Raw genomic sequence first — 12,166 nt, 5'->3', positions numbered from 1 at the left:
GGCGGGTCAGCCCCGGAGTCCGCCAGCTCGGCGCCCTCGGGCACCGTCGGCCGGGACGTGGGTGAAGCGCGCCGGATCATCCGGTCAGCCCGCCGCGACCGCGCGGCCACTCGACGGTGCCGCTCAGCGAGCCCGCTTCGTCGCCCGCTTGCGGGGCGGCGTCAACAGGTCGGCGATCGCGGCGATCGCGGACGGGACCAGGCGGTAGTACGCCCAGACGCCACGTTTCTCGCGCGAGAGCAGACCGGCCTCGGTGAGGATCCGGAGGTGATGGCTGACGGTCGGCTGGGAGAGACCGAGCGGCGCGGTGAGGTCACTCACGGACGCCTCGCCCTCCGGAGCGGACTGGATCAGACTGAGCAGGCGCAGCCGGGCCGGGTCGGCGAATGCCTTCAGCACTCCCGCGAGCCGTTCGGCGTCGGCACGTTTGATCGGCTCACCAGCGAGTGGCGAGACGACAGGCGTTGCAGCTTTCGCAGTTCCCACGTCTTGCATCGTTCCACCAACACCGTCGATCGGCTGGTGGAACCCGGAGACCCGTACCCGATGGCGGTGCACCTGCCGTACGCCGGCACCGGGTTGCACTTATAGCAAGACGGACGTACGGTTTTGTTGACAGCGAGAATCGGCCGGTAAGTGTCACCTAAGCAGGGCGGCCCTCCGGCCGGTGCGACAGACTGCTCAGGACTACTCACGGTCGCTGGTGTGAAGGAGTACGACGTGGCGAGCCTCGACACCTTCGGTGCGAAGACCCAGCTACGCGTCGGAGACGCGAGCTACGAGATTTTCAAGATCAACAAGGTGGAGGGGCAGGAACGGCTCCCCTACAGCCTGAAGATTCTGCTGGAGAACCTGCTGCGGACCGAGGACGGCGCGAACATCACCGCCGAACACATCCGTCAGCTCGGCGCCTGGGACCCAGCCGCGGACCCGAACGTCGAGATCCAGTTCACCCCCGCCCGCGTGCTGATGCAGGACTTCACCGGCGTACCGTGCGTGGTCGACCTGGCCACCATGCGGGAGGCCGTCCGCGACCTCGGCGGCGACCCGACCAAGGTGAACCCGCTCGCCCCCGCCGAACTGGTCATCGACCACTCCGTCATCGCCGACCTGTTCGGCCGGGAGGACGCCTTCGCCCGCAACGTCGAGCTGGAGTACGCCCGCAACAAGGAGCGCTACCAGTTCCTGCGCTGGGGGCAGAGCGCGTTCAACGAGTTCAAGGTGGTCCCGCCGGGCACCGGCATCGTGCACCAGGTCAACATCGAGTACCTGGCCCGCACGATCATGGAGCGTAACGGTCAGGCGTACCCGGACACGGTGGTCGGCACCGACTCGCACACCACGATGGTCAACGGTCTGGGCGTGCTCGGCTGGGGCGTCGGCGGCATCGAGGCCGAGGCCGCCATGCTGGGCCAGCCGGTCAGCATGCTGATCCCGCGGGTGGTCGGCTTCAAGCTGCACGGCGAGATGCCGGCCGGCACCACCGCCACCGACCTGGTGCTCACCATCACCGAGATGCTGCGCAAGCACGGCGTGGTCGGCAAGTTCGTCGAGTTCTACGGCCCCGGAGTGAGCGCGGTGCCGCTGGCCAACCGGGCCACCATCGGCAACATGTCGCCGGAGTACGGCTCCACCGTGGCCATCTTCCCGATCGACGCCGAGACCGTCCGCTACCTGGAGCTGACCGGCCGCGACCCGCAGCAGGTCGCCCTGGTCGAGGCGTACGCCAAGGAGCAGGGCCTCTGGCATGACCCGGCCGACGAGCCGCAGTACTCGGAGCGGTTGGAACTCGACCTCGGCACCATCGAACCCTCCCTCGCCGGCCCGAAGCGCCCGCAGGACCGGGTGCCGCTGGGCAGTGCCAAGACGCTGTTCCGTTCCGTGCTCACCGACTACGTGGCGGCCGACGAGACCGGTGGCGACCCCGGCCGCACGCCGGGCGTGCCGCAGCAGGAGAAGCCGTTCGGGGTGACCGGTCACGCCGACGAGGCCAGCGCCGAGTCCTTCCCGGCCAGCGACTCCCCGGCCAACGGGGTGGACGACCCGGCCGACGCCCCGCGCGACCTGGAGACCGCCGCGGTCGGTTCGGGCGGGCGGGCCAGCAACCCGATCCGGGTCACCGGCGCCGACGGCGTCGAGTACGAGCTGGACCACGGCGCCGTGGTGATCGCGGCGATCACCTCCTGCACCAACACCTCCAACCCGCAGGTCATGATCGGCGCCGCGCTGCTCGCGCGTAACGCGGTGGACCGGGGGTTGAACCGCAAGCCGTGGGTCAAGACCACCCTCGCGCCCGGCTCCAAGGTCGTCATGGACTACTACGAGCGGGCCGGCCTCACGCCATACCTGGAGAAACTCGGCTTCCACCTGGTCGGCTACGGCTGCACCACCTGCATCGGCAACTCCGGCCCGCTGCCGGAGGAGGTCTCCGCCGCGGTGAACGACGCCGACCTCGCCGTGGTGTCGGTGCTCTCCGGCAACCGCAACTTCGAGGGCCGGATCAACCCGGACGTGAAGATGAACTACCTGGCGTCCCCGCCGCTGGTGGTCGCGTACGCCCTGGCCGGCACGATGGACATCGACCTGGCCAACGAGCCGATCGGCGAGGACAGCGAGGGCAAGCCGGTCTTCCTGCAGGACATCTGGCCGAGCAGCATCGAGATCCAGGACGTCATCGCCTCGGCGATCGGCGCGACCGGTTTCAGCTCCGCGTACGCCGACGTCTTCGCCGGCGACGAGCGCTGGCAGTCCCTGCCGACGCCGACCGGGAACACCTTCGCCTGGGACGGCGAGTCGACCTACGTTCGCAAGCCTCCGTACTTCGAGGGCATGGGGCAGTTGCCGGCGCCGGTTTCCGACATCGGTCCGGCTCGGGTGCTGGCCAAGCTGGGCGACTCGGTGACCACCGACCACATCTCCCCGGCCGGCTCCATCAAGGCCGACTCCCCCGCCGGCAGCTACCTCGCCGAGCACGGCGTGCCGCGGCACGAGTTCAACTCCTACGGCTCGCGCCGGGGCAACCACGAGGTGATGATCCGGGGCACCTTCGCCAACATCCGGCTGCGCAATCAGCTGCGCACGCCGGGCGCCGGAGCCACGCCGGGGGCCCCACTGCCCGAGGGCGGCTTCACGGTCAACCACCTGACCGGCGAGACGACCTCGATCTACGACGCCGCCATGGCGTATCAGGAGGCGGGCATCCCGCTGGTCATCCTGGCCGGCAAGGAGTACGGCTCCGGTTCGTCGCGGGACTGGGCGGCGAAGGGCACCATGCTGCTCGGCGTCAAGGCGGTCGTCGCCGAGTCGTACGAGCGGATCCACCGCTCCAACCTGATCGGCATGGGCGTGCTACCGCTGCAGTTCCCGGCCGGCGAGAGCGCCGACTCGCTCGGGCTGACCGGTACCGAGACGTTCACCATCACCGGGGTGACCGCGCTCAACGACGGCTCGATCCCGCGCACGGTGAAGGTCACCACCGACAGTGGGGTCGAGTTCGACGCGGTGGTCCGGATCGACACCCCCGGTGAGGCCGACTACTACCGGCACGGCGGCATCCTGCAGTACGTGCTGCGCCGCATGATCGCCAGCTGACGTAGCAGCCGGAGGGCTCCTCCCCCAGCGAGTGGGGTGGGAGCCCTCCGTCGTGCGTCGTCGGCGAGCGTCGTCGGCCACCTCGGCCCAGGCAGGACGCGGGCGGCCGGCGTCACTCGCTACGGCGGGCGTCCCGGATCTTCATGGCGTGCTCCACCAGCGTGATGAGCACCTCCTTGGCCGAATCCCGCTGCCGGGCGTCGCAGAGCAGCACCGGCACCTCAGGGTCGAGGTTCAGCGCGGCCTGCACCTCGTCGAGCCGGTACTGCCGCGCCCCCTCGAAGCAGTTCACCGCGACCAGGAACGGCGTGCCACGCTCCTCGAAGTAGTCGACGGAGGGGAAGCAGTCGGCCAGCCGGCGGGTGTCGGCCAACACCACGGCACCGATCGCGCCGAGCGCCAGCTCGTCCCAGACGAACCAGAACCGGTCCTGGCCCGGGGTGCCGAAGAGGTACAACACCAGGTCGTCGCTGATGGTGATCCGGCCGAAGTCCATCGCGACGGTGGTGGTCCGTTTGGTCTCGACGCCGGCGAGATCGTCGATCCCCACGCCCGATTCGGTCAGCACCTCCTCGGTCCGCAGCGGTCGCGTCTCACTGACCGCCCCGACCAGCGTGGTCTTGCCCACCCCGAAGCCACCCGCGACCAGGATCTTGATCGCTGTGGGCAGTGCGGCCGCGCCCGCCGGCCGCTCAGAGTGCCCGTAGTCCATTGATAACCGCCTCGAAGATGCTGTGATCGGGTAGTCCGACGGTGGTGTGCGGCTCGCGGATCTGTACCAGGTTGCGCGCCACCAGATCGCCGAGCAGGACGCGTACGGTGCCTACCGGCAGGTCCAGGTGTGCCGCGATCTCGGCGACGGACTGCATCCGCTGGCAGAGGCCGACGATCGCCAGGTGCTCCGGGCCCAGACCGACCTCGGGAGAGACGTCCTTACGGGTCGCCGTCACCAGGGAGATCAGATCGAACGTGCCGGTGACCGGGCGGGCCCGGCCGCCGGTCACCGCGTACGGACGAACGACCGGACCAGCGTGGTCGTCCACCCACTGGTGGTCGGCGGAGTCTCCCTGGTGGACCGTCATAAGGCTGACTTCTCCCCGCTGGTCTGATCAGCTGACCTCGACGGTGACGCGACGAACTTGCCGACCCGGGTGACCAGCATCGCCATCTCGTACGCGATCAGCCCGACGTCGGCGTCCTCACTGGCCAGCACCGCGAGGCAGGCGTTGCGGCCGGCGGCTGTGACGAACAGGAAGGACGACTGCATCTCGATGATTGTCTGCTGCACCTGGCCGCCACCGAACCGCTTGCCCGCACCGCGGGCCAGGCTCTGGATGCCGGCCGCCATCGCCGCCAGGTGCTCGCCGTCGTCGCGGCTGAGCCCCTGCGAGGAGGCCATCAGCAGACCGTCGGCGGACAGCGCGACCGCGTGCTCGGCCTGCTTGACCCGGCCGACCAGATCATCCAGCAACCACGTCAGGTCGGCACTCGAAGCCGTCTTCTGCGCCACTTCGTCGTCCTCTTCTCCCCCGGCTCTTCGCCGTGCTCATCTCGGCCGGACCGGGCCTCGCCCGGTTCGCCGGAACACCTACCCGGTCAGGTCGCCTGTTGACCGGCGTCGTCGGAATCGTCGCCGGGTACCGGCCGATCGCCACCACCGAGCAGCCGGGCGGCGTCGGAACGTCCCCGCCGGGTGCCGGTCTGGTACGAACTCATCATGCGCCGAACCTGTTCGGGTTCGCGGATCACGTCGTCGCCCTCGTCCGCCCGCTCGGGCTCGTCCCGCAACGCCGGTGCGAGGCTGGCCTGGCGGACCCGGACCGGCAGGCCCGACTCGGTCCGGCTCAGCTCCGCCTCGGCGGGGCCACCCGACTCGGCCGGGGTCGCCGGTCCCGTCGGCGGAGGGCCGGCCGAATCGGCCGGCTGGTCGTCACCCGGGCCGGTGCCGGCCGGCCGGCGCGGCGGCCACGGTATACCGTCGCCGGACGTCGAGGTGACCGGCAGCCCGATCGGGATGGTCGGCCCGTCCAGCGCGGCGGAGTGCCCCGGTCGACGCCGCGACCTCGTCGGCAGCCCGGATCCGTCGACGCCGTCGCCGGGCCCGAGGTCGATCTCCGTTGGGGTCTCCTCGCCGCGCAGGTCGGTGCTGTCCCGGTCGACCTCGGGGTCGGCCGGCGTCCTCGGGGCGGGGGTCGCCGGCGCGGCGAGGGCCACCGGAGTGGCCGCCCGTTCGATCGGTCCGGCCGGGGCCGGCCCGGCGGTCAGCGCCGGGGTGTCGGCCCGGCCACCGCCCGCAACGCTCGGTTCGGCCCCGTCCATGGTGATCAGACTGCTCGGGATCAGCACCACGGCGGTCGTGCCGCCGTACGCGGACTCCTTGAGCCGTACCCGCACGCCGTGCCGGTCGGTCAGCCGGCTCACCACGTAGAGGCCGAGGCGGGAGGCGTCGGCGAGGTTCAGCTCGGATCGGTCGACGATGCGGTGGTTGGCCGCGGCGAGGTCCTCTTCGGTCATGCCGAGACCGCGGTCCTCGATCTCGATGGCGAAGCCGTTGGCGACGAGTTGCCCGCGCACCTCGACGTTGGTGTGTGGCGGTGAGAACGACAGCCCGTTCTCGATCAGCTCGGCAAGCAGGTGGATGACGTCGCCGACCGACCGGCCGGCCAGCGACACCCCACCGATCGGCAGCACGGTGACCCGGGTGTAGTCCTCGACCTCACCGACCGCGCCGCGGACCACGTCGACCATCGGCACGCTACGGCGCCAGGCACGGCCGGGCGTGGAGCCGGACAGGACGATCAGGTTCTCCGCGTTGCGTCGCATCCGGGTGGCCAGGTGGTCGACCCGGAACAGGTCCTCCAGTTCCTCCGCGTCCTGCTCACGCCGCTCCATGGAGTCGAGCAGGGTGAGCTGGCGGTGCACCAGCGCCTGGGTACGCCGGGCCAGGCTCAGGAAGACGTCGCGTACGGCCCGGCGCAGCTCGGCCTGTTCCACCGCCGTGCGGACGGCGGTCTCCTGCACGACGTTGAAGGCCCGACCCACCTGGCCGATCTCGTCGTCGCCGAACCGCAGGGGCGGGGCCTCCTTGGCGACGTCCACCTGGTCACCGCGACCGAGCCGTTCCACCACGCTCGGCAGCCGTTCGTTCGCGAGCTGGAACGCGGCGTCACGCAGCCGCTGCAACTGCTGCACCAGGGCACGGGCGGTGGTGATCGACACGACCACCGAGGCGATGACCGCGAGGAGGCCGAGACCGGCGGCGAGGATCAGCCGGACGATGACACCGATCGCGACCGGCGTGGCGCTCTTGACGACGTCGTCACCGCCGGCGAGGACCACGTCGCCGATCTCGATCAGCGCGGGGCCGGTGGCGTCGGACCACTGCGCGGCCGTGAACGGAAGGCGTGCGGTGCCGTTGCCGTTCATGATCTGGCTTTCCAGGTCCGCCAGTCGCCGGAAGTTCGTACCGGCGGACATCTGCGCGTAGCGACGCTGGTCGGCGTCGGGCAGCCGGACGATCGCCTGCTCCGCGACGAACTGGCGGGCACCGACGACCCGGGTGAACTCCGCCCGCTCGACCGTGGTGATCCGGCCGGCGGCCAGCACGCCGGCGAGCAGGGCGTCCTCCTGGGACAGCAGTTCCCGGGCCCGGTTGAGCCGGATCAGCTGGGTGGTGTCCTCGGCGACCTGGTCGTCGTCGAGATTGCCGAGTTCGTCGTAGACCCCGTAGATCGATTCGATCAGCTCGGTGAACGCCGCACCGGCCTCGCTGCGGCCGATGTTGCGCCCGTCGACGGCGGTCCGCGTCTCGGAGAGCGCCGCGAGGCCCTGGTTCAGCTCCGTGACGCGGCCGTGCAGCGCGTCGCTGCCCAGCAGGTCGACCTGCCAGTTTTCCGTCGACTCGGCGAACTCGGCGGCCATCTGGTCGGTGCGCTGGCGCAGCTGTGCCAGCTCATCCTGCTGAGCCTCGTCCGGTCGCCCCAGATACACCAGCGAGGTGCGCCGTTCGAGCTGGAGTTGCAGCAACAAGGGTTCGGTGGGGTCGAACACCCGCACGTCGAGCGCCTGCACGCCGAGGAGGTTGACTCCATCCCGGACGGTGACCCAGGCGGTGAAGCCCCAGAGTGCCACCAGCGAGGCCAACAGGGCCACGACCTTGGTACGCAGATTCGTACTGCGGGAACCCATTACACCGTCCCTGGCCCTGAGCTAGTTGATCGGTCAGTCAGGAGTGCGTCACGCACACCGACCCCCGGCGCACGCTAACAGCGTCACAGCATCAACTCAAGCGCTCGTGATCATGCCCTGGTCGGCCCGGGTCGTCGCGCCGCCGGTACACCGGCCGACAGCGGTCCGGTGACCGCCAACGCCAGTTGTCGTGCCGCCAACACCGCCGCCCGGACGATCAGCACCGGTGTGTAGAGATCCTTGTCGTGCCACAGTGGTTGGTGCTCGTCCCGATCGGTGCGTAGATGCACGGACGCCCTCTCCACGGCGGCCGACACCGCCGGCCGGTCCGGGCGGCGCACGCCGAGCAGGACGTGCACCGCGTAGGCCGTCTCCTCGGCCGTGGTCGACCAGCGTCCCCAGCCACCGTCGTCGCGTTGCGTGGCCAGCACCCAGTCCACCGCCCGGGGCACGGCCACGGCGGCCGTCTCCGGCGGCGCGTAGCCGGCCAGGGCCAGCACCGCGCAGCAGGTGGCGTAGTAGGGCGAGGCGTGCCACCGGTCCGCCCAGTGCCCGTCGCGCTGCTGGGTGTCCCGCAGCCAGCCCGCGAGGGCCGCCACCCGGACGGCGTACCGGTCGGCACCCTCCCGGGTGTGCCGGGCGTGCCAGCCCAGCGCCTCCAAAACGTGCGCGTTGGTGGTCACCGAGTGACCGTCCTCGCCCCGCCAGGTGCAGAAGTGGCTGCCCAGGTCGTAGCGGAGCAGGCTCGCCGGGTCCACCGGACGACCCAGCCGGGCCAGGGCGTACAGCGTCGCCGAGGTGGTGTCGGCGTCGGCCGGCAGCCCGGGCCCGTCGCCGCACCGTGCGGCCCGAGCGCGGCGGCCAACTCGGTCACCAGGCCGGGCGACGGCCGGACCGGCAGGCCCACCCGGGTCAGCGTGGCCAGTGTCCAGGAACGCTCGAAGACGGTGATCGGGGTGCAGCAGGGCACCGGGCCGCCGTGCCGGGCCACCACGTCGTCGAGGTACGCCCGCGCGGCCCGGTCGGTGTGCTGCCGGTGGCCGAGCCAGGCCGCCGTCGCCGCGGGCGAGGCGCCCACCGCCCCGCCACCGGGGCGACCTCGGCGCGGACCGCGGCGGCCGGCCCGAGCACCTCGTAGGCGTGCCACAGCTTGCCCGGTACCGGGCAATCCGTGGCGAGCAGCGCGCCGACCCTGTCGAGCCGGCGCCGGTCCACCTGGGGCAGGGTGCGGGTGCTCCGGCCGGCAGCGGGTCGTCGCCGTCGGGCAACCGGGCCAGGTGCGCGTCGATCCGGGTCGCCAGCGCCGGCAGGATCAGGTCGACCGCCGGCGTGTCCGGCATGGACCCTCCGTCACCGAGCCGTCGCGACAGCGCGTCCAGCCCGCGAGCGCAGGCGGCGGCCAGCTCGGCCCGGGTCGGACTCCCGGCCCGGCCGGGTCGGCCCGGACCAGTACGGCCAGCAACGCCTCCACCGCGCTCGCCGTCGGCACCAGCGCGTACCCGCCCCGCGGGCCCCAGGTGCCGTCGGTGCCCTGCTGCCCGAGCAGGTACGCCAGCCGCCGCCCGTGCCCGGCGAGCCACGGCGCGTCGGCGACGAGCCGGCCGGTCTCGTAGACCGAGCTGCTCACCTGCCCGGCCGGCTCCCGTTCCAGCCGGGCGATCAGGTCGCGAGCCGCGTCGGCGACCGCCGACGCTCCTCGGCGCCGGCGGTGACCGGCACGGCGGTCACGGCGTACCCCAGAAGTCGGTCGACCGGTAGAAACCGCTGCTGAAGCCGATCTGGCGGGCCAGGTAGTCCGCCGCCACGGGGGTGCTCGCGCGCAGCGGCACGAGCATCCGCCGGGCCTGCGCTGTCAGTTCCCCGATCCGCCGCTCGACATCGGACCGGGGCACCAGCATCAGGGCGTTGAGATCGCCCCAGCGCAGGTCCCGCTCGTACGTGCCGAGGTCGTTGACCAGCCGCAGGATCCGCTGGACCTGGTCGCTGGCCGCGAGCAGCGGGCCGACGTGGTCCAGCGTCACCGGGTCGTCGTCGTGGATCCAGTGCACGACGTTGACCACGGTGCAGGCCAGGTTGGCGGCGTTGTCGAGGTACTCCTCGAACCCGGGCAGCTGGTCGGGGGCCTGTTTCCAGTCCCACTCCCGGGCCATCGCGGCGAGCACCTTGCGCACCTCCTCCCGCCAGCGGTCCCGGTGCGCGGCGAAGGCCGGCACCGCGGCGAGTTCGTCACGCAGTTCGGCGAGGAACGCGCCGAGGGGGTCACCCGCCTCGGGCACGCCGCCGTCGGTCACCGCGAGGCAGCGGGCGGTCAGCCGGTCGATCTCGTCGCGCGAGCGGGCCTCGTGGTCGACCAGCCAGTCGACCGCGAATCCCCACAGCACCGCCCGGTTGGTGATCCGCAACTGGTCGGGTTCGCACCAGGGCGCGCCGAAGGCGATCGCCATGGCCACGTTGCCGAACAGCGTCGCGTCGAACGGCGGGGCCGGGAAGAGGTCGGGGTACGCGGCGGCGACCTTCGCGAGGTCACGTTGGCCCTTGGCGGCAAGAGCGCAGATGCGGCCCTGCTCGGCGGCCATGGTCATCTGGTCGCCGCCGGTGTCCGGCGGCGTCTCGGTCCGGAGGGTCACGCGACGACACCCGGCGCCGGTCGCAGGGTCACCTCGACCCGGTCGAGCGGGCGCAACGCGGCGGCGACCTTGATGCCGGGCACCACCGAGCGACGCAGCCGGAACCGGAACCGGCTCAGCAGGGTGGCCACGATCAGCGTCGCCTCCAGGTAGAACAGGTGCATCCCGAGGCACTGGTGCGGGCCGCCGCCGAACGGGAAGTGCGCGTACTTGGGCCGGCCGCGGCTCAGTTCCTGGCTGAACCGATCCGGGTCGAAGGCCTCGGGCCGCTCCCAGAACATCGACATCCGGTGGGTGATCAGCGGGCTGACCACCAGGGTGGAGCCGGCCGGTATCCGGACCCCGCCGATGACGTCCTCCTCGACCGCCGTGCGGGGGAAGAGCCACCCGATCGGATAGAGCCGCAACAGCTCGTCGAGGACCTGCCGGGTGTAACGCAGCTCGCGCAGGTGTTCGCGGCGCACCGGCTGGTCGCCGACCACCCGGTCGATCTCCTCGTAGAGCCGGTCGGCGACCACCGGGTCCCGCTCGATGTGCGGCCACAGCCAGGTGAGCACGCTGATCGTCGTCTCGGTGGTGGTGGCGACCATCGCCACGGTGTCGTTGCGGACCTGGCGTTCGTCGAGTCGGCCGCCGTCCTCGGTGCGCCCTCGCCACAGGGTGGAGATGATGTCGTCGGTGCCGTCGTCCACGGTGTCCCGGGCCGCGCGGACGGTCGGCAGCAGCAGCTCGTCGATGAGCCGCACGGCGCGGCGGAACGTCCGGTCGCCGGGCATCGGCGCGGCCAGCGGAGCCCACGGCACCATGATCCTGGGCATCACCGACCAGGCGATGGCGTCCTGCGCCTCCATGATCCGCATCGCGTCCGGCACCGAGATCTTGTCGGCGAAGAAGACCCGCATGATCGCCGAACAGACGATCTGGGCCTGCGCGACACCCATGTCCACCGGCCGGCCGGTGCGCGCCGGCTCCTCCAGTTCGTCGATGGCGTCCTCGATCGCCACGGCGAGGCGGTCGATCAGTCCGTCGATTCGCCGGGCGGTGAACAGCGGTTGCAGGATCTGCCGGCTGTTCGTCCAGTGTTCGCCGTCGCCGAGGATGCCCTCGCCGAACAACCGCTTCAGCGGTCGCCACTGGAGACCGTCACCGGCCCGGACGTAGTTGTCGGCCTTCTCCCGCAGCACCCGCTGCAGATGTTCGGGGTGGGTGACCAGGTAGGGGCGGAAGGAGCCAAGGTTGAGTCGGACGACCTCACCGCCGGAGCGCTCACCGAACTCGACCAGGGCGCGGGCCGGATCGCGCATCAGGTTCGGCAACACATGTCGTAAGGGTACGGATCCCGCTTGTCGCGTTTGGACTGACATGACGTGGTCGGCTCCAACCTGAACAGGCCCCTGGGGTGCGGGGCGTTACTCTTCGAACTGCCACGGTTGCAATGAGCATGACATCGCACCCGCGGTCCTCACTAGTCACGTAGCGAGAAATCTTCATGGTCGACATTCCCGCTGTCCACAACCGATGCGGGGCGGTACGCACACCGTCGCGGGTCCGCTCGGCGGGCACCGGACCTCGCGATGTCCGGCCGGCGGACGGCTGGCGAAGACCGTCGTCCCTGGCCAGGCCCCACGGACGCGGAGCGGGCGGCGGGCGGGTCCAGGCCCGCGCGTCGATGGCGGGCGGGCGACCCGGCCGCCGACACCGGCCGGGTGATCTACGTCATGCCGGCCGGACCCGGCGGGCGCACCACGCGGGTCCGGCGA

General features: G+C 71.4%; 11 protein-coding genes. 1 reads left to right on the top strand and 10 read right to left on the bottom strand.

Annotated elements, in window-relative coordinates:
- Positions 1-123 precede the first annotated feature (123 nt).
- On the bottom strand, positions 124-495 hold the full coding sequence (locus tag KIF24_RS08735; protein ID WP_221083592.1) for an ArsR/SmtB family transcription factor: 372 nt from the start codon (positions 493-495) through the stop codon (positions 124-126).
- A 210-nt stretch (positions 496-705) separates the two neighbouring features.
- Here KIF24_RS08735 and KIF24_RS08730 point away from each other — a divergent pair, with 210 nt between their 5' ends.
- Positions 706-3,591, top strand: coding sequence for an aconitate hydratase (locus tag KIF24_RS08730; RefSeq protein WP_221083591.1), 2,886 nt, complete (start codon positions 706-708; stop codon positions 3,589-3,591).
- 112 nt (positions 3,592-3,703) lie between these two features.
- On the opposite strand, the gene KIF24_RS08725 is transcribed toward KIF24_RS08730, so the two are convergent.
- The 9 genes from KIF24_RS08725 to KIF24_RS08695 all read right to left on the bottom strand — a co-directional run bounded on the left by KIF24_RS08725 (position 3,704) and on the right by KIF24_RS08695 (position 11,770).
- The gene (locus tag KIF24_RS08725) at positions 3,704-4,303 is read right to left on the bottom strand and encodes a GTP-binding protein (RefSeq protein ID WP_221083590.1); all 600 of its coding nucleotides are present in this window, start codon (positions 4,301-4,303) and stop codon (positions 3,704-3,706) included.
- A complete protein-coding gene (locus tag KIF24_RS08720; protein ID WP_221083589.1) occupies positions 4,284-4,673 on the bottom strand; it encodes a DUF742 domain-containing protein in 390 nt (129 codons plus the stop codon). The genes KIF24_RS08725 and KIF24_RS08720 overlap by 20 nt, the downstream gene beginning before the upstream one ends.
- Positions 4,670-5,101, bottom strand: coding sequence for a roadblock/LC7 domain-containing protein (locus tag KIF24_RS08715; RefSeq protein WP_221083588.1), 432 nt, complete (start codon positions 5,099-5,101; stop codon positions 4,670-4,672). The genes KIF24_RS08720 and KIF24_RS08715 overlap by 4 nt, the downstream gene beginning before the upstream one ends.
- A gap of 86 nt (positions 5,102-5,187) precedes the next feature.
- Positions 5,188-7,779 carry a sensor histidine kinase gene (locus KIF24_RS08710; RefSeq protein WP_221083587.1) on the bottom strand — a complete coding sequence of 864 codons (2,592 nt, stop codon included), beginning with the start codon at positions 7,777-7,779 and terminating at the stop codon, positions 5,188-5,190.
- A gap of 110 nt (positions 7,780-7,889) precedes the next feature.
- The gene (locus tag KIF24_RS34365) at positions 7,890-8,537 is read right to left on the bottom strand and encodes a prenyltransferase/squalene oxidase repeat-containing protein (RefSeq protein WP_331461044.1); all 648 of its coding nucleotides are present in this window, start codon (positions 8,535-8,537) and stop codon (positions 7,890-7,892) included.
- Positions 8,459-8,857, bottom strand: a complete 399-nt coding sequence (locus tag KIF24_RS34360; RefSeq protein ID WP_331461043.1) for a hypothetical protein — start codon at positions 8,855-8,857, stop codon at positions 8,459-8,461. Before KIF24_RS34360 ends, KIF24_RS34365 begins: the two co-directional genes overlap by 79 nt.
- 234 nt (positions 8,858-9,091) lie before the next feature.
- Positions 9,092-9,406, bottom strand: a complete 315-nt coding sequence (locus KIF24_RS32395) for a hypothetical protein (protein ID WP_230415393.1) — start codon at positions 9,404-9,406, stop codon at positions 9,092-9,094.
- A gap of 97 nt (positions 9,407-9,503) precedes the next feature.
- Positions 9,504-10,406, bottom strand: a complete 903-nt coding sequence (locus tag KIF24_RS08700; RefSeq protein ID WP_331461042.1) for a terpene synthase family protein — start codon at positions 10,404-10,406, stop codon at positions 9,504-9,506.
- Positions 10,403-11,770 carry a cytochrome P450 gene (locus KIF24_RS08695; RefSeq protein ID WP_221083586.1) on the bottom strand — a complete coding sequence of 456 codons (1,368 nt, stop codon included), beginning with the start codon at positions 11,768-11,770 and terminating at the stop codon, positions 10,403-10,405. Before KIF24_RS08695 ends, KIF24_RS08700 begins: the two co-directional genes overlap by 4 nt.
- Between the last annotated feature and the right edge of the window lie 396 nt (positions 11,771-12,166).

Origin of the sequence: Micromonospora tarapacensis (assembly GCF_019697375.1) — a bacterium.
Lineage (GTDB): Bacteria > Actinomycetota > Actinomycetes > Mycobacteriales > Micromonosporaceae > Micromonospora > Micromonospora tarapacensis.
The sequence above is the reverse complement of the archived record's forward strand: the minus strand, read 5'-3'. Positions and strand labels throughout refer to the sequence as shown.

Coding starts and splice junctions, on each gene's coding strand:
- KIF24_RS08735 (WP_221083592.1), bottom strand. CDS start 495: ATGCAAGACGTGGGAACTGCGAAAGCTGCAACGCCTGTCGTCTCGCCA.
- KIF24_RS08725 (WP_221083590.1), bottom strand. CDS start 4,303: ATGGACTACGGGCACTCTGAGCGGCCGGCGGGCGCGGCCGCACTGCCC.
- KIF24_RS08720 (WP_221083589.1), bottom strand. CDS start 4,673: ATGACGGTCCACCAGGGAGACTCCGCCGACCACCAGTGGGTGGACGAC.
- KIF24_RS08710 (WP_221083587.1), bottom strand. CDS start 7,779: ATGGGTTCCCGCAGTACGAATCTGCGTACCAAGGTCGTGGCCCTGTTG.
- KIF24_RS08695 (WP_221083586.1), bottom strand. CDS start 11,770: ATGTCAGTCCAAACGCGACAAGCGGGATCCGTACCCTTACGACATGTG.